This window comes from Pseudomonas sp. (assembly GCF_041601375.1).
In the GTDB taxonomy this organism is placed as follows: domain Bacteria; phylum Pseudomonadota; class Gammaproteobacteria; order Pseudomonadales; family Pseudomonadaceae; genus Aquipseudomonas.
Genome location: NZ_JBFIIG010000004.1, coordinates 1 through 16,599, shown reverse-complemented (window position 1 = coordinate 16,599; position 16,599 = coordinate 1). Strand labels below are relative to the sequence as shown.

At 65.8% G+C, this 16,599-nt stretch carries 16 protein-coding genes and 1 pseudogene; 8 read left to right on the top strand and 9 right to left on the bottom strand.

What is annotated here, in order from left to right; all coding sequences use genetic code 11:
* Nucleotides 1-42: 42 nt before the first annotated feature.
* Nucleotides 43-462, bottom strand: a complete 420-nt coding sequence (locus ABZE94_RS01255) for a polyribonucleotide nucleotidyltransferase (protein WP_372873722.1) — start codon at nt 460-462, stop codon at nt 43-45.
* A gap of 318 nt (nt 463-780) precedes the next feature.
* Between ABZE94_RS01255 and hrpB the strand changes: the two genes are divergently transcribed.
* Nucleotides 781-3,330: an ATP-dependent helicase HrpB gene (gene hrpB / locus ABZE94_RS01250; protein WP_372873721.1), complete on the top strand. Its 2,550-nt coding sequence runs from the start codon at nt 781-783 to the stop codon at nt 3,328-3,330.
* A 391-nt stretch (nt 3,331-3,721) separates the two neighbouring features.
* Here the strand turns inward: hrpB and ABZE94_RS01245 are convergent.
* Nucleotides 3,722-4,033 (bottom strand): annotated as a pseudogene (locus ABZE94_RS01245) (bifunctional lytic transglycosylase/amino acid ABC transporter substrate-binding protein); the annotation flags it as partial.
* Between the two features lie 161 nt (nt 4,034-4,194).
* Between ABZE94_RS01245 and ABZE94_RS01240 the strand changes: the two are divergent.
* Both ABZE94_RS01240 and ABZE94_RS01235 read left to right on the top strand, forming a co-directional pair.
* The gene (locus ABZE94_RS01240) at nt 4,195-4,434 is read left to right on the top strand and encodes a CDGSH iron-sulfur domain-containing protein (RefSeq protein ID WP_372873720.1); all 240 of its coding nucleotides are present in this window, start codon (nt 4,195-4,197) and stop codon (nt 4,432-4,434) included.
* A 28-nt stretch (nt 4,435-4,462) separates the two neighbouring features.
* Nucleotides 4,463-5,308 carry an SDR family oxidoreductase gene (locus ABZE94_RS01235; RefSeq protein ID WP_372873719.1) on the top strand — a complete coding sequence of 282 codons (846 nt, stop codon included), beginning with the start codon at nt 4,463-4,465 and terminating at the stop codon, nt 5,306-5,308.
* Between the two features lie 379 nt (nt 5,309-5,687).
* On the opposite strand, the gene ABZE94_RS01230 is transcribed toward ABZE94_RS01235, so the two are convergent.
* Nucleotides 5,688-6,122: a VOC family protein gene (locus ABZE94_RS01230; protein ID WP_372873718.1), complete on the bottom strand. Its 435-nt coding sequence runs from the start codon at nt 6,120-6,122 to the stop codon at nt 5,688-5,690.
* Between the two features lie 43 nt (nt 6,123-6,165).
* Nucleotides 6,166-6,828 carry a YciC family protein gene (locus tag ABZE94_RS01225; RefSeq protein WP_372873717.1) on the bottom strand — a complete coding sequence of 221 codons (663 nt, stop codon included), beginning with the start codon at nt 6,826-6,828 and terminating at the stop codon, nt 6,166-6,168.
* Nucleotides 6,829-6,980: 152 nt separating this feature from the next.
* Between ABZE94_RS01225 and ABZE94_RS01220 the strand changes: the two genes are divergently transcribed.
* The 3 genes from ABZE94_RS01220 (at nt 6,981) to ABZE94_RS01210 (ending at nt 9,687) form a co-directional block, all read left to right on the top strand.
* A complete protein-coding gene (locus ABZE94_RS01220) occupies nt 6,981-7,460 on the top strand; it encodes an NYN domain-containing protein (protein WP_172150181.1) in 480 nt (159 codons plus the stop codon).
* 181 nt (nt 7,461-7,641) lie between these two features.
* Complete coding sequence (locus tag ABZE94_RS01215; RefSeq protein ID WP_372873716.1) at nt 7,642-8,259, top strand: PolC-type DNA polymerase III; 618 nt, start codon at nt 7,642-7,644, stop codon at nt 8,257-8,259.
* Nucleotides 8,260-8,358: 99 nt separating this feature from the next.
* Nucleotides 8,359-9,687 (top strand): mechanosensitive ion channel family protein, encoded by a 1,329-nt coding sequence (locus ABZE94_RS01210; RefSeq protein ID WP_372873715.1) that lies wholly within the window; start codon nt 8,359-8,361, stop codon nt 9,685-9,687.
* A 92-nt stretch (nt 9,688-9,779) separates the two neighbouring features.
* On the opposite strand, the gene ABZE94_RS01205 is transcribed toward ABZE94_RS01210, so the two are convergent.
* Genes ABZE94_RS01205 through ABZE94_RS01195 form a run of 3 tightly spaced genes read right to left on the bottom strand, consistent with a single transcriptional unit; the run spans nt 9,780 to nt 11,754 of the window.
* Entirely contained in the window at nt 9,780-10,397 is a 618-nt protein-coding gene (locus tag ABZE94_RS01205) for a TPM domain-containing protein (protein ID WP_372873714.1), read from the bottom strand.
* Between the two features lie 26 nt (nt 10,398-10,423).
* Complete coding sequence (locus ABZE94_RS01200) at nt 10,424-11,152, bottom strand: YgcG family protein (protein WP_372873713.1); 729 nt, start codon at nt 11,150-11,152, stop codon at nt 10,424-10,426.
* Nucleotides 11,152-11,754, bottom strand: a complete 603-nt coding sequence (locus ABZE94_RS01195; protein ID WP_372873712.1) for a LemA family protein — start codon at nt 11,752-11,754, stop codon at nt 11,152-11,154. Before ABZE94_RS01195 ends, ABZE94_RS01200 begins: the two co-directional genes overlap by 1 nt.
* 314 nt (nt 11,755-12,068) lie before the next feature.
* Here ABZE94_RS01195 and ABZE94_RS01190 point away from each other — a divergent pair, with 314 nt between their 5' ends.
* Nucleotides 12,069-13,406, top strand: a complete 1,338-nt coding sequence (locus ABZE94_RS01190) for a DEAD/DEAH box helicase (RefSeq protein WP_372873711.1) — start codon at nt 12,069-12,071, stop codon at nt 13,404-13,406.
* Nucleotides 13,407-13,668: 262 nt separating this feature from the next.
* On the opposite strand, the gene ABZE94_RS01185 is transcribed toward ABZE94_RS01190, so the two are convergent.
* Together ABZE94_RS01185 and ABZE94_RS01180 are read right to left on the bottom strand one after the other, a co-directional pair.
* Entirely contained in the window at nt 13,669-14,925 is a 1,257-nt protein-coding gene (locus ABZE94_RS01185) for a TIGR03862 family flavoprotein (protein WP_372873710.1), read from the bottom strand.
* A 713-nt stretch (nt 14,926-15,638) separates the two neighbouring features.
* Nucleotides 15,639-15,851 (bottom strand): DUF3079 domain-containing protein, encoded by a 213-nt coding sequence (locus tag ABZE94_RS01180; RefSeq protein WP_372873709.1) that lies wholly within the window; start codon nt 15,849-15,851, stop codon nt 15,639-15,641.
* A gap of 200 nt (nt 15,852-16,051) precedes the next feature.
* On the opposite strand from ABZE94_RS01180, the gene ABZE94_RS01175 reads away from it, so the two are divergent.
* Nucleotides 16,052-16,599 (top strand): FMN-binding protein (locus ABZE94_RS01175; protein WP_372873708.1); only part of this gene is annotated, 548 nt, incomplete at its 3' end.

Here is a 16,599-nt window from a genome sequence, read left to right as displayed (position 1 = left end):
CAGGCCGGGCCGAGGCCAGGCCAGGTGTGTGGCCGGTCAGGCTCAGGCGGCCGGACGCAGACCATGGGCGGCCAGTTGCTCGGCGCTGGCGCTGCTGTGGATCAGGCGCGGGTCGTCGAGCGGCAGGCTGTGGCCGGTGTGCTGCTCGATCAGGGCTTTGAGCCGGGCGTTGTCGATCTTGCCTTCGGCATCCACGACCTTGCGCAGTTCTTGCGGATCGACCTGGGCGCTGTGCCCGTTCGGCAGGTAGATGGCGCCGGTGGCGAAGTCGATGCCGAAGGCGATCAGACCGGGGATCACGTAGAACAGGATGCCGACGGCATTCAGCGCCGCCACCACCGGGTCGATCCGGCCCTCGATCTGGCCGCGTCGATCGGGGAAGAACAGGGTGCCGCAGGCGCTCAATTGGGTGAGCAGGGTGACGGCAAGAGCGCCGCCGATAACGCGGTATTGGGTGCGCATGGCATACCTCCGGACAAAAGTGGCGCAACTATAGCAAGCCGGCTGGGGCAAAACTGCTGAGAGGCTGTGAAAAAAATTCCGCCTACTGCGAACGCCTCAAGGCGCCCGCTGCCGACGTTGCGCTGGATGAAAAAACAGAGTCATTCAGCTCACTAAACTCTCCTGCTTTTCACCCTGCGCGCCTTGCCGCGAACGCCTGGAGACGCTCTCGCGACGGCGCTCGATATGTTCACAACCGCTGATTGCGCTGACCAAGTCAAGACCCGCGCAGCGGGCGGACGGTTCGCCGCTATAATCGTCGGCCAGACTGGAGCCTTCATGAATTCCCTGCCTATCGACGTCCTGTTACCTGCGCTGCGCCAAGCCCTGGCGAGTCGCCACGAGGCGGTGCTGGAGGCCCCGCCCGGCGCCGGCAAGACCACCCGCGTGCCGCTGGCGCTGCTGGACGAGCCCTGGCTGGCCGGGCAACGCATCATCATGCTCGAGCCGCGCCGTCTGGCCGCGCGCGCCGCCGCCGAACGCCTGGCCAGCGAGCTGGGCGAGGCGGTCGGTGAGACCGTCGGCTACCGCATCCGCCTGGACAGCAAAGTCGGCCCGCGCACCCGCATCGAGGTGGTCACCGAGGGCATTCTCGCCCGCCGCCTGCAGGACGACCCGGCGCTGGAAGGGATCGGCCTGGTGATCTTCGACGAATTCCACGAGCGCAGCCTGGATGCCGACCTGGCCTTGGCCCTGTGCCTCAATGGCCGCAGCATGTTTCGCGGCGAGGACTCGGGCGAGCCGGCGCTCAGGGTGCTGCTGATGTCGGCGACCCTGGAAGGCGAGAAGCTGGCCGCGCTGCTCGACGATGCGCCGGTGCTGCGCAGCGAGGGGCGCATGTTCCCGGTGGACCTGAGCTGGGGCGCGCCCTATCAACCCGGCGAGTGGCTCGAGCCCAGGGTGGTGCAGACGGTGTTGCAGGCGCTGGCCGACGAGCCGGGCAGCCTGCTGGTGTTCCTCCCCGGTCAGGCGGAGATCCGCCGGGTCAACGAGCAGTTGGCCGAGGCCCTGGCCGGGCGCAGCGAGATCCTCCTGTGTCCACTGCATGGCGAACTGGACCTCAGCGCCCAGCGCAAGGCCATCGAACCGGCGCCCGCCGGCACGCGCAAGGTGGTGCTGGCGACCAATATCGCCGAGACCAGCCTGACCATCGACGGCGTGCGCGTGGTGGTGGACGCCGGCCTGGCGCGGGTGCCGCGCTTCGATCCGGGCAGCGGCATGACGCGGCTGGACACCCAGCGCATTTCCCGTGCCTCGGCCACCCAGCGCGCCGGGCGGGCCGGACGCCTGCAGCCGGGCAGTTGTTACCGGCTGTGGTCGCAGCACCAGCACGAGCAACTCGCAGCCTACGGCGCGGCGGAAATCCTCCAGGCCGACCTGGCCGGCCTGGCCCTGCAACTGGCGCGCTGGGGCGTGACCCCCGCGGAACTGACCTGGCTCGACCCGCCACCGGCCGCGGCCTATGCCCAGGCCACGGAGCTGCTGACCCGCCTCGGTGCGCTGGATGAGCGCGGGCTGCTGACGGCCCATGGCCAGGCCATGGCCGAGCTGCCGGCGCACCCGCGCATCGCCCACCTGCTGCTGCGCGGCCAGGCGCTGGGCCTGGGTGCGCTGGCCTGCGACCTGGCCGCCTTGCTCGGCGAACGTGACATTCTGAGAGGCGCGGGAGCGGACTTGCACAGCCGCCTGGCCCTGCTCGGCGGCGCGAGCAAGGCCGCGCGTGGCAGCCAGCGGAGTGCCGGCCAAGGCGGGGTGCAGCGGGCGCGCCAGTTGGCCCGGCAGTTCCTCGGCTATCTCAAGCGCACCCCAGTAAGCACTCCGGTTGCCGACCCCGAACATCCGCGCTGGCTCGGCGCCCTGCTGGCGTTCGCCTACCCCGACCGGGTGGCCCAGCAGCGCCGCGCGGGTGGCGCCGAATACCGCCTGGCCAACGGCCGCGCGGCGCTGTTCGCCGAGGCCGATGCGCTGATGAAGCAAGAATGGCTGGTGCTGGCCGATCTCGGCAGCCGTCAGGGCCAGCGCGAGGAACGCATCTACCTGGCCGCCGATCTCGATCCGCAGTTGTTCGAGACGGTGCTGGCCGAGCAGGTCAGCGTGCACGAGGAGCTGGACTGGGACGAGCGCGAAGGCGTGCTGCGCGCCGAACGCCAGCGCAAGGTCGGCGAGTTGGTGCTCGAGCGCGAGCCGTTGACCGGCCTGGATGAAGCCGCGCGCAGCCGCGCCTTGCTCGGCCTGGTGCGGCGCAAGGGCCTGGCGCTGCTGTCCTGGACCCCGGAACTGCGCCAGTGGCAGGCGCGCGTGGCCCTGCTGCGTGCGCTGGATCTGGCCGCCAAGGGCGTCAGCGAGTGGCCGGATGTCAGCGATGCGGCGCTGCTCGCCAGCCTGGAGGATTGGCTGCAACCCTACCTGGGCAAGGTCAAGCGCCTCAGCCATTTCGCCAATCTGGATTTGTCCGGTTTGCTGAAGAATCTGTTGCCCTGGCCGCTGCCGCAGCGCCTCGAGGAACTGGCGCCGCGCAGCCTGCAAGTGCCGTCCGGTTCGCGCATCGGCCTGGATTACAACGAGCAGCCGCCGGTGCTGGCGGTGCGTCTGCAGGAACTGTTCGGCCTGGCCGAGACGCCGCGCATCGCTGGCGGCCGGCAAGTGGTCAAGCTGCACCTGCTGTCGCCGGCGCGGCGGCCGGTGCAGGTGACCCAGGACCTGGGCAACTTCTGGCGCAGCACCTACGCCGAGGTGAAGAAGGACCTCAAGGGCCGCTACCCCAAGCACTACTGGCCGGACGACCCGCTGATCGCCGAACCCACCGCGCGGGCCAAGCCGCGCAAATAACTCCGGCGTCGCCTCGGCGGCGGCGCGGGCACAGCAAGCGCTTCGCGGCTGAAACGGAACGCCGCCCGGCCACTCCTGCGGGGGAGCTGCGTACGGCTTTGGCCGGGAGCGCCTGGCTTCGATGCGCGGAGGCGTGGGAACGATCAAAGAGCTTCGCGGATAGATCCGCTCCTACAGGGGAATTGCGTAGGGCTTTGGCCGGAGGTGGCATCCGGTCGGGGGCGCCTGGCTTCGATGCGCGGAGCGTGGGAACGATGAAATCCTGCCGGCCCATAGGCACCTGTAGGAGCGGCTTTAGCCGCGAATTCGTCGATGCACAGCAAAAGCTTCGCGGCTGAAGCGGGGGCCGCCCGGTCGCGCCTACAAAAACAGCAGATCGATGGCGAGGGTCTCAATCCAGGCTCAGATCCTCGCCGGCGGCCTGCAAACGCTCGTAGGCCAGATCCAGTGCATCGCGCAGCGCTTCGGCGTCGGGGACGTGGCGCGAGACGATCAGCTTCAAGGGCACGCGTTGCAACTGTACATAGGGCAGCTCGCGCATGCCCAGGCGCAGTCGGGACTGCTCCACTGGGAGCTGGTAGTCCAGCAGGAAGTCGGCGCGGCGGCGCTGGAGCATTTCCAGGGCGGCGCTGTGGGTGTTGGTGCGGTGTTGGCGGATCGCCAGGAGCGGGTCGTTGAGCAGTGCGTTGGGCTGCGGCAAATAGCGAGGCTGGCAGCCTGTGGGGTACGCAGGGCGCAGGGCCCGCCCTGGGCGTGCGTGGGCTATGCTGAAAAAAACCGGGAGGCTGGCGTGCAACAGATGGCTGAGGCCTGGTGCCGCCGACTGTGCTGGTGAGGATGCGTATGGTGAACCGAGGAGCCAGCATGACCGAGCCGCTGATTGCCCAACGAGGTCCCTTTGCCGTCGAGGTGCAGAGCGGAAAAGACTATTTCTGGTGCCGTTGCGGGCGTAGCGCCAGCCAGCCGTTTTGCGATGGCAGCCATAAGGGGACGGGTATCACGCCGCTGAAATTCCATGCCGAACAGAGCGATACCCTGTACTTTTGCGGTTGCAAGCATACCCAGTCGCCGCCCTGTTGCGACGGCAGCCATAACAAGCTGTAGTACCAACAGCACAGCCGGGGGGCAAACCATGTACCGCAAGGTCTTCGCCAGTAAAGTATTCGATCGCAAGGTGGTGTTGATCACCGGCGGCTGCGCCGGTATCGGCCGCGCCCTGGCCGTGCGCCTGGCCCAGGCCGGCGCGCGCCTGGTGATTCTGGATCTGCAGCAGCAGGCGCTGGACAGCCTGGTGCAACACCTGGCCGATCATCACAACGCCGAGGCGCTGGGGCTGGTCTGCGACGTCGCCGATGCCGAGGCGGTGCAGCGTGCCGTCGCCCTGGCCGTCGAGCGTTTCGGCGGGATCGACGTATTGGTCAACAATGCCGGGGTCACCCACCGCAGCAGCTTCGCCGAGACCGAGCTGGCGGTGTTCCAGCGGGTCATGGCGATCAACTACTTCGGCGCTTTGCATTGCACCAAGGCGGCGCTGCCCAGCCTGACTGCCCGCTCTGGGCAGATCATCGTACTCAGTTCGCTGGCCGGCTTCGCCCCGCTGCTTTATCGCAGCGCCTACAACGCCAGCAAGCATGCCCTGCACGGCCTGTTCGAGACCCTGCGCTACGAACTCAAGGACAGCGGGGTCAATGTCATGTTGGTCTGCCCCGGCTTTACCGCCACCGACCTGCGCAAGAACGCCCTGGTCGGTGACGGCTCGGTGGCCTCGCAGCCGCCACTGGCGATGGGCAAGGTCGCCTCGCCGCAGGACGTCGCCGAAGCCATCTACCGGGCGGCGCTCAAGCGCAAGCGGCTGTTGATCCTGTCCAACGTCGACTGGCGCGCGCGCATCCTGGCGCGCTTCTTCCCGCGCCTGTTCGAGCGGCTGCTGCTGCCGCGCCTGTCCGGCATGAAGCCGCAGCGCCCGCGCCGCGCTTGAACGGCGGTCCGGGCGGCGCTCCGATCGGAGCGACAACCCGCCAGCTTTTGTGTCGCGCCGCCGCGCCAGTGGTGCACTGCCTGCGGGTAGGGCGGTCGGGGCGCCGTCCGCTCGGAGCGCAGCGACAGCCCGCCAGCTGTGTACCGCGCCGAGTGGCCAGTGGTGCACTGCCTGCGGCGAGTGACACCCTACAGATCGTGGATGGTTCCAGATTCTGTGGCCCTGTCCGTAAGGCGGCCTCGGAGCGCAGCGACAGCCCGCCGGATGTGTACCGCGCCGAGTGGCCAATGGTGCACTGCCTGCGGCGAGTGACACCCTACGGATCGCGGGTTGCTCCAGATTCGGGGCCGTCTGCAGATTGCCGCAGTAGGCGAGGGGCTCAGTCTTCGGCCGGCTCGATATACAGCTCATAGACCTGTTCCAGGTCCCAGTACGTCGCTTCGATCTTGTGCCCGTCGAGGTCGCGGACGAAGCAGCCGTAATAGGGTTCGCCGTATTCGGCGCGCGGCCCGGGTGCACCTTCGCCGACTGCTCCGGCGTCCAGTGCGGCCTGGTAGAAGGCATGCACGGCGTCCTTGTCCGCCGCGACAAAACCGAAGTGAGTGCCGTTGCCGACAGTCGCCGGTTGACCATCGATTGGCGTCTGCACCCAGAACTCCGGGTATTCGCGGCCATAGGCCACCGCCCCGGGGTGGGCGAGAATGCGTTTGCAGCCAAGGGTTGGCAGTACCCGGTCGTAGAAGGCCACGGCCTGGGCGAACTGGTTGGTGCCGAGCGATACATGCGACAGGCTGCTGGGGTTGGTATCGGCCATGGGAAGCTCCGTTGAGATTAACCCCTAACAGCCTAGTCCGAATTTATTCCTCTGCCGGCAGCGTAGCGCGCAGCATGAACAGGCGAAACAGCACCACGCTGGCGAACAGCTGGAGAAAGCCGTTGGCGCTGTCGAGCAGCAGGCTGAGCAGCACGTCCGGTTGCGCGCCCTCGGCCGGTTGGCTGGCCCAGGACAACAGCCACAGGGGCAGCATGACGGACAGTACACAGGTCAGAATCTGCCAGAAGTAGCCGCTGGTCAGCTCGAAACTCTCATGCAGCGCCTTTATCGGGCTCAGCCCACGCAGCACCAGCAGGTACTCGGCGAATGCCAGCTTGATCATGATCCACAGGCCCGGCAGCACGAACAGCGAGGCGCCGAGCATGATCGCCAGAGTGCTCAGGCCCGCCAGCAGGGCAAAGCCCGGCCACAGGCGCAGGCTGGCGGCGAGCAGGTCGCGGTTGGCCGGCGCCTCGCCCCGGCTGCGCGCATCGAGGAACAGGATCAGCGCCGCGGTGTACAGCGGATAGAACAGCAGGCCGACCAGAATGCTGTATCCCACCGCCGCTTCGACCCCGAACCGAGCGCTGACGACCTGCTGCACCACCGCTTCGAGTACCACCAGAGGCAAGCACAGGCGGGCGATCGCTTGCAGGTTGTGGCTGAAGAAAAACCAGGCATCGCGCAGGACGTGAAATGCATTCATGGGCAGGGGTCGTGGTCGGGTGAGCAGGGCGCCACTCTAGCCGATCACGGCCATGCGCTCCAAGTTCAGCGCGCCCGGGTTGCGCAGGCGGGCAAGTGGACCGGGTGGATCTGGCATACTGGCCGGCGTTTGTTACCCCAAGAGGATTACCGGTGAAGAAAATCGCCGTATTCGCCGATGTACAGAACCTCTATTACACCGTGCGCCAGGCCTATGGCTGCCACTTCGACTACGCCGCGTTGTGGGCCGACATCAGCCAGCACGGGCAGATCGTCGAGGCCTATGCCTACGCCATCGACCGTGGCGACGCCAAGCAGCAGCAGTTCCAGCAGATCCTGCGCAACCTCGGTTTTACCGTGAAGCTCAAGCCCTATATCCAGCGCAGCGACGGCTCGGCCAAGGGCGACTGGGACGTGGGCATCACCATCGACATCATGGACACCGCGCCGCGGGTCGACGAGGTGGTGCTGGCGTCCGGCGATGGCGATTTCGATCTGCTGCTGGAGAAGATCCGCAGCAGCTACGGGGTCGAGGCCGTGGCCTACGGCGTGCCGGGGCTGACGGCGCAGTCGCTGGTGCGGGCGGCCAGCCGCTATGTGCCGATCGAAGGCGCGCTGTTGTTGCGCAGCTAGTCGTTGCTGAGAAGCTGGTGTGCTGTCTCTGAATTATTGTTTCGCTGATACCGGCTCGTAGGGTGCGCCGTGCGCACCTGACACCCGATTGTCAGTGGTGCGCACGGTCTAGGCGGCCCCACGCGTCCTACACAGGCCAGCCTCCTGGTCGTTAAGTAATCAGTCGTTGAGAAACCGATAAATGCTCGAAGCCCCGATAGCCGTCCTCGATTTTGAAACCACTGGCATGTCGCCGGCGCAGCAGGCGCGCGCCACCGAGATCGGCGTGGTCATCGTCGAAGGCGGGCAGATAGTGGCGCGCTACCAGAGCCTGATGAACAGCGGCGCCTGGGTGCCACCCTTCATCGAACAGCTCACCGGCATCAGCAACGCCATGCTGCGCAACGCCCCGCCGGCGGCGCAGGTGATGAACGAGGTGGCGGATTTCGTCGGCGACATCCCCTTGCTGGCGCACAACGCCTCCTTCGACCAGAAGTTCTGGGACGCCGAACTGGCGCTGATCCGGCGTAAACGCCTGCAGCCGTTCGCCTGTTCCTTGCTGCTGGCGCGACGCCTGTTGCCGCAGGCGCCGAACCACAAGCTCGGCACCCTCAACCGCTGGGCGCAACTGCCGGACACCGGCCAGGCGCACCGTGCGCTGGCCGATGCGGAGATGGCGGCCAACCTGACCTGCTTCATGGCCGCGCTGTTGCGCGAGCGCCATGGCATCGCCGGGGTTTCCCATGCGTTGCTGTGCAGCCTACAGAAGGTCCCCGCGGCCAAGATGATGCAGACACTGCAACGCTTGCGTGAGGGGTAACTAGGCTGTTTGGTAGTTCGCTTGTCGCTTGAGCCGGAACCCGACAGCAACACGTCGAGGGACTGGCTCGTCTATTAGGTCGAATACAAGGTTGCCAACATGATAATAGACGAGCTCATTCAACTGGTTAACAGCATTGTCGATACAGCCCGCGCGGCATTTTCCCAGCCGGAAATCTATACGCAAGTTGGCATTATTCTCACGATCTACCTGGTTGCCTGGGTCCTGGCTAATCGCATCAGGAAATATGCCCCCTTCCTCGATGTAAGTCGGGAAGAGGCGGCCACTCATCCCGTGCGTAAATTCATTGGCAAGGTAGGCAGTTTGATTTTTCCGGTACTCGCGATCTTGATGTTGCGAATATCCGTTGAAGTGAGTGAGAGTGTATTGCATCAGGGTTGGCTGGTGCAGTCAGCGCTGACCGTTGCCATATTGCTGCTGTTTTATTCGGTCATCCGTAACTTTGTGCAGAACCGGCTGGCGGCCGAGGTATTCAAATGGCTGGGCATGCCGCTGTTGTTTCTGCACCTGCTCGGTATCCTGGGTGACTTGGTCGCAATACTCGAGTCCATATCGGTCAACATCGGCAATATTGAGATTTCAGTCTACGGTATCGCCCGCGTGGCCATTTTCGGTTCGCTGCTGTTCTGGCTCGGGCGCATCAGCAGCAAAACCGGGCGAACATTCATCGCTCATCAGGAAAGCCTCGATATACGGACCCGTGAAGTGGCCGCGAAACTTTTCGAGGTGGCGATATTCTTCCTGATATCCCTGTTGATCCTTCAGGTGATGGGCATCAACCTGACCACGCTCGCGGTGTTTGGCGGGGCGATTGGTGTCGGTATTGGCTTGGGACTGCAGGCAATTGCGTCCAACTTCATATCCGGGATTATCATCCTGTTGGACCGCTCCGTGTCGATTGGCGACTATGTCGAGCTCGATGACGGGCGCACCGGTATTGTGCGCGAGTTGAATATGCGCTCCACCACGCTGGAAACGTTCGATGGCAAAGATATTGTGGTGCCGAACGAAAAGTTCATCGCCGAAATATTTACCAACTGGACGCACAAGGACAAGAGTCAACGTTATCGGGTCGATTTCTCGGTCGCTTATCATTCCGACATCAGGAAACTGGTCGAGATTATCAAGGCGGTAGTTGCCAGCCACCCACAGGTGTTCAGCGGCGACGCGGTGCCGTTCGAGGAACGTCCCGATTGTGAAATAGACAGCTTTGGCGATTCCGGCATCAACATGTTCGTCGAATTCTGGATGGAAGGCATCGACGACGGTAAGAACCGTGTGGGCGGTGACCTGCTGTTGATGATTCTGGAAGCGCTACAAGAACATGGTTATGAAATACCCTTCCCGCAGCGAGAAATCCGGGTGGTGAACAAAGACTTTTCAATCAACCGTAAGCAGGGCGATTGAACAGCCGCTGCTAATAAGCGGGGTGGTGTAGATAGCGCTGCTGGCCCTTTCAGCCTTCGGCCCGGCAGCAGCGCTACGATTGCCTGAAATTGTCAGGGCAGGATCACCAGGTGGTTGGGCAGTTCGTTGCGTTCGTGGCTGGCCGGCACGTGCTGCTTGAGCTGCTCGCCGCAGGCCTGGATGCAGCCGAGAAAGCCTTCCAGGGTCTGGCCCTGTTTCACCCGCTGGGTGAAGTCCGCGACTATGGCCTGCCAGGTCGCGTCGGGCAGTCGGCTGGAAATGCCGCGGTCGACCAGGATTTCCACATAGTGCTCGGCCTCCGAGACGAAGATCAGCATGCCGGTCGCCCCAGTGGTGTGGTGCAGGTTGTGCTCGAGAAACTGCCGCCGCGCCAGGTTGGAGGCGCGCCAGTGGCGCACGGCGCGGGGGATCAGGCGGGTGGTCAGCGCGGGGATGCGCAGCAGCAGGCTCACCCCGGCGAAGGTCAGCCACTGCACCAGCAGCAGCTCCTGGGCACTCAGCCAGGCGAAAAAGTAATTCAGCGCGCCGGGCAGCAGCAGTGCCACGAGGCTGGCCCAGAGCAGCGGAATATAGGTGTAGTCGTCCGCCTGGGCCGCCAGTACGGTGATCAGTTCGGCATCGGTCTCGCGCTCGACCGCGTTGATCGCCTCGGCGACCTGGCGCTGTTCGCTTTCATTCAGTAAAGCCATGGGGTCTGTCTACTCGTTGAGTTGAATTACCAGCCGCCGGAAGCGCCGCCGCCACCGAAACCACCGCCGCCACCGCCAAATCCGCCACCGCCGCCACCGAAACCGCCGCGCGAGCCGCCACTGGCCATGCCTGCGGCCAACAGCCCGCCGAGCAGCAGGCCACGCCGGCCACCGCGTCCGCCGCCGAGCATGCCGATGACGAGCAGCAGCAAGACGAAGAAGGGGATCGCCTTGGCCTTTTTATCCTCCGGTTGCGGGCTGGCGGCCAGTGGCTCGCCGCCGAGCACCTGGATGATCGCCGCCACGCCGTCGCTGATGCCCTTGGCGTAATCACCGGCTTTGAAGGCCGGGGTGATGATCTGATTGATGATCACCGAGGATTGCGCATCGGTCAGGCGTCCCTCGAGGCCGTAACCGACCTCGATGCGCAGCTTGCGCTCGTCGCGGGCGACCAGCAGCAGGGCGCCGTTGTCCTCGCCCTTCTGGCCGATGCCCCAGTGTCGACCCAGTTGGTAGCCGAAGTCCTCGATGGCAACGCCTTGCAGGTTTGGCAGGGTGACCACCACCAGTTGCTCGCCGCTGGCCTGCTCGTGCGCCGCCAGCAGTTGGCTCAGACGGGCCTCGGTTGGCGCATCGAGCAGCTCGGCCTGATCGACCACCCGCCCGCTGAGCGGTGGGAACTCGGGTTGCGCCTGGGCCATCCAGGCCCAGGCGCACAGCAGCAGGACCAGTGGCAGACGTAGCGTGACTGCCATCAGAATTTCACTTCCGGCGCTTTCTCGGCGTCCGGTGTGGTCGCCTCGAAGTTCTCGCGCAGCGGCATGTCGCTGTACATCAGGCTATGCCAGATGCGCCCGGGAAAGGTGCGGATCTCGGTGTTGTAGCGCTCGACCGAGGTGATGAAGTCGCGGCGGGCCACGGCGATGCGGTTTTCCGTGCCTTCCAGCTGGGACTGCAACGCCAGGAAGTTCTGGTTGGACTTCAGGTCAGGATAACGCTCGGAAACCGCCATCAACCGGCTCAGGGCGCCGGTCAGTTGCTCCTGCGCCTGCTGGAACTGGCGCATTTTTTCCGGGTTGTCCAGGGTGCTGGCGTCTACCTGGATGGAGGTGGCCTTGGCCCGCGCCTCGGTCACCGCGACCAGAGTGTCCTGCTCCTGCTTGGCGAAGCCCTTGACGGTTTCCACCAGGTTGGGGACCAGGTCGGCACGCCGCTGGTACTGGTTCTCCACCTGGGACCAGGCGGCCTTGACCTGTTCGTCGTAGGTGGGAATGTTGTTGATGCCGCAGCCGCTGAGCAGCGCTGCCATGACCAGCAAGGTCGCCATGCGCCCGCCGAAGCCGTATCTCGATGTCATCTGCATGGTCCGTCGATTTCCGTTCAGTCATGAATAATAGACGCTCACCCTACCTGTCCCTTGGGCGATAAGCCAATCGCGCGCCCCGCGCAACAGAAACGCGAAGGTCGGCCCCGGGCAGGGTAAACTGCGCGCATTCCAGGTTACGTGAAAACGTAGCGAGCGAAGGTTAGGCAAGGCAAAAACAGGCGAGGAAGCGCAGTTTACTGGTTGTAAATGAGCGTCTCGAGCCTGTTTTCAACGCTGAATAACCGAGCGCAGTAGCTTTCACGCAATCTGGTTCGCCTATTAGACTCCCTGTACTGGTTACCCTCATGAGCTTCGTTTCCCTCGGCCTGATCGAGCCCCTGCTGCGCACCCTCGACGGTCTCGGCTATGCCAACCCCACCCCGGTGCAGGCCCAGGCCATCCCGCCGATCCTCAAGGGCCAGGACCTGATGGCCGCGGCGCAGACCGGCACCGGCAAGACCGCCGGCTTCGCTCTGCCGCTGTTGCAGCGGCTGATGATGGAAGGCCCGCAGGTTGCCAGCAACTCGGTGCGCGCCCTGGTGCTGGTGCCGACCCGCGAGCTGGCCGAACAGGTACAGCAGAGCTTTCTGACCTACGGCCAGCACCTGCCGCTGCGCAGCTACGCGGTATATGGCGGGGTCAGCATCAACCCGCAGATGATGAAGCTGCGCAAGGGCCTCGACGTGTTGGTCGCCACCCCCGGGCGCCTGCTCGACCTGTACCGGCAGAACGCGGTCAAGTTCAACCAGCTGCAGGTGCTGGTGCTGGACGAGGCCGACCGCATGCTCGACCTGGGCTTCGCCCGCGAGCTGCAGGACGTGTTCGCCGCGCTGCCGAAGAAGCGCCAGACCCTGCTGTTCTCCGCGACCTTCTCCGAAGCCATTCGTGAAATGGCCAGCGAGATGCTGCACGAGCCGCTGAGCATCTCGGTCAGCCCGCGCAACGCGGCGGCCAAGTCGGTCAAGCAGTGGCTGACGCCGGTGGACAAGAAGCGCAAGAGCGAGCTGTTCCTGCACCTGTACCAGAGCAAGCGCTGGAGTCAGGCCCTGGTGTTCGTCAAGACCCGCAAGGGCGTCGATGAGCTGGAAGGGGAGCTGCAGCGCCACGGCATCAGCGCCGATGCGATTCACGGCGACAAGCCGCAGGCCACCCGCCAGCGCGCCCTGCAACGCTTCAAGGATGGCGAGGTCAAGGTGCTGGTGGCCACCGACGTGGCGGCCCGCGGCCTGGACATCGACGACATGCCGCTGGTGGTCAACTTCGACCTGCCGACCGTCGCCGAAGACTACGTGCACCGCATCGGTCGCACCGGTCGTGCCGGCGCCACGGGCCAGGCGGTGTCGCTGGTCTGCGCCGACGAGGTGGAGCTGCTGGCGGCCATCGAGACCCTGACCCAGCAGGTGCTGCAACGCATCGACGAGCCGGGTTTCATTCCCGACCACCGCGTGCCGCAGACCCTGCCCGGCGGCCAGGTGGTGAAGAAGCCGAAGAAAGCCAAGAAGCCGAAAGTGGTCGGCGGCGGCAAAGGCGGCAGCCTGGGGCGCTGGATGGAAAGCGACGAACCCGCCGCCCCCGCGGTCAAGGCCGTGCGCAAGGTGCCGAGCTTCGGCGGCAAACCGGCCAAGGGCGGCAGAAAGCCGTAGACCCGACGAGGAGCGCGCCGCCCCTCCCGTAGGGCGGGTTAGCGGCAAGTTGCATTCGAGCCGAACCAGGTTTTCGCACCGCGTAACCCGCCATCGCCCCGCAGGCATTCAGCTTCGTGGGTGGCCGCGAGCGATGATGAGTTTTGGGCCAGGCAGCGATGGGTATCGCTGCGCTCAACCGTAGCTGCGCTCAACCGTAGTAGGGTGCGCCGTGCGTACCAAGGTGACGGGGTGCATGATCGGACTCTGGATGATCAGTGTATTAGGTGCGCGCGGCGCACCCTACGCTGCGTAACCACTCCAGCATCCCCAGCCCGGCCGTCCGGCCGCTGGCGAAGCAGGCGGTGAGCAGGTAGCCGCCGGTCGGGGCCTCCCAGTCGAGCATCTCGCCGGCGCAGAACACCCCGGGCAGTTGCTTGAGCATCAGCTGCGCATCCAGCGCCTCGAAGGGCACGCCGCCGGCCGTGCTGATCGCCTCGTCCAGCGGCCGCGGTTTGACCAGGGTCAGCGGCAACGCCTTGAGTGCGGCGGCCAGGCGGACGGGGTCGGCGAAGCAGTCGGCCGGCGCCAGTTCGCGCAGCAGCGCGGCCTTGACCCCGTCGATGCCGACCTGGCGGTGCAGGTGCTTGGCCAGTGAGTGCGAGCCGCGCGGCTTGGCCAGTGCGCTTTGCAGCTTGCCCAGCGGGCTCTGCGGCAGCAGGTCGAGATAGGTCGTGGCCGTGCCCTGGCGGTTGATCCGCTCGCGGATGGGCGCCGACAGCGCGTAGACCAGGCTGCCCTCGACGCCGCCGGCGGTCAGGACGAATTCGCCCTGGCGCGGCGTTTCGTCGTCCAGGCGCAGGCTGACGTTCTTCAGCGGCGCGCCGGCGAACTTGTCGCGCAGCAACGCACTCCAGCCCGTTACCTCGAAGCCGCAGTTGCTCGCCTGCAGCGGCGCGATCTCGACCCCGCGTGCCTGCAGCAGCGCCACCCAGGCGCCGTCGGAACCGAGCCGTGGCCAGCTGCCGCCGCCCAGCGCCAGCAGGGTCGCGTCGGCCTGCACTGCGGTTTCGCCGGCGGGCGTGGCGAGGCGCAGGGCGCCGTCGGCCGTCCAGCCCAGCCAGCGCTGGCGGGTGTGGAGCGTGACGCCCAGTTCGCGCAGGCGCTTGAGCCAGGCGCGCAGCAGCGGCGCGGCCTTCATGTCGGTTGGGAAGACTCGCCCCGAGGTGCCGACGAAGGTGTCGATGCCCAGGCCGTGAATCCAGGCGCGCAAGGCATCGGCATCGAACTCGGCGAGCAGCCGGGCGATCTCCTCGCGGCGCTCGCCATAGCGCGCGAGGAACGCCGGCTTGGCTTCCGAGTGGGTGATGTTCATCCCGCCCACCCCGGCCAGCAGGAACTTGCGCCCGACCGAGGGCATGGCGTCATACAGCTCGACCCGGACCCCGGCCAGCGCCAGCACTTCGGCCGCCATCAGCCCGGCCGGGCCGCCACCGATGATGGCGACGCGAGGGACGATGTGCTGGGCCGAATCGGTCATGGGCGAGGCGCTGATAGTGGCGGGAGAGGGCGCATTCTACCCGAGGGCCGGCGTTTGCGGCTTGCTGCAGGCCGACGCAAACCGTCGAGCGGCGAGATGCGCTGCCGATGGCCGGGGGGCACTTCAGCAATCCGCGGTCTGTAGGGTGTATATGGACTCCTCCACAGCCGCAGGCAGTGCACCGTGGTTCACCGGCGCGGTGCAAAAGCTGGCGGGCTGTCGCTGCGCGCCGAGGCCGCCCTACGGACAGACCATGGAATTTGGAACAATCCACGTTCCGTAGGGTGTCACTCGCCGCAGGCAGTGCACCATTGGTTTCACCTGTGCGGTACGGGCTGGCGGGTTGTCGCTGCGCGCCGAAGCCGCCCTACGGACAGACCTTGTAATTTGGAACAATCCACGTTCCGTAGGGTGTCACTCGCCGCAGGCAGTGCACCGTGGTTCACCGGCGCGGTACAAAAGCTGGCGGGCTGTCGTTGTGTTCCGAGCGGCTGGCGTCCAGGGCCGCCCTACGATCTGGGGCAATCCGAGATATGGAGCAATCCACGGTCTGTAGGGTGTCACTCGCCGCAGGCAGTGCACCACTGGCTCGGCGGCGCGACACAAAAGCTGGCGGGCTGTCGCTGCGCGCCGAGGCCGCCCTACCCGCAGGCAGTGCACCGGGGTTCACCGGCGCGGTAGAAAAGCTGGCGGGCTGTCGCTGCGCTGACGACTCAGAGCGGCTCGTCCTCCGGCTTCTTCGGCTCGCCTGGCGCCTCGATACCCCAGTCGCCGAACAGGTACCAGTCCTCGCCGAGCATTTCGGCCGGGTGCATGGTGCGCTCGGAACCGTTGCCGCAATCCAGCGAGCCCGCCGGGCAATAGCGGTCGCAGCCCCAGCAGATGCGCTCGGGGTGGGGTGGCTGTAAGGGGAATTTCTTGGCCATGTTCGCTCCTGCTGGTGCGGCAGTCGTCCCAAGGCTACTCCGCTCGGGCCAATAAACGCTTGATCACGCGCAAGAAGCCCAAGCGCCGCGACATGGCCATTTCTACGACTGAAGTAGCGCCTGACCTGCCGGCAAGTCGCATGGCGCCCGGCGGCACGCTCGATAGCATGGCTGCAGGGACACTACCGACGAGGCGCGCCATGCCATCCTGCTTCAGCCGCTTTGCCTACCTGCGGGTGCTGGTGCTGGTGTGTGCGTTGTTCAGCCAGCCGCTGGCCGCCGAGGCGCTGCAGGAGGAGATCCAGCAACTGTTCCCGAAGGCCACGCGGATCGAGCCCAAGCAGGCGACGCCGCCGGTCTACAGCGTCTACCAGCTCGACGAACTGCTCGGCTACGCCTTCGAGTCCAGCGACTACTCGAACCTGCAGGGTTTCTCCGGCAAGCCCATCCGTCTGCTCATCGGCATGGACCCGCAGGGCGTGCTGGCCGGCGTGCGGGTGCTCGAACACCACGAGCCGGTGTTTCTCCATGGCCTGGGGGTGCAGCCGCTGCTGGACTTCGTCGATCAGTACCGGCAGCACTCCATCAGCCGACCGATCATCGTCGGCGGTCGCCGCGCGGACAGCGCGGACGGCGAGTCGACCACCCAGTTCGACGGCGTCAGCAAGGCCACGGTGTCGGTGGTCATCCTCAACGAAACCGTGCTGCAGGCGGCGCTGAGCGTCGCCCGGCAATTGCTCGACGGCTT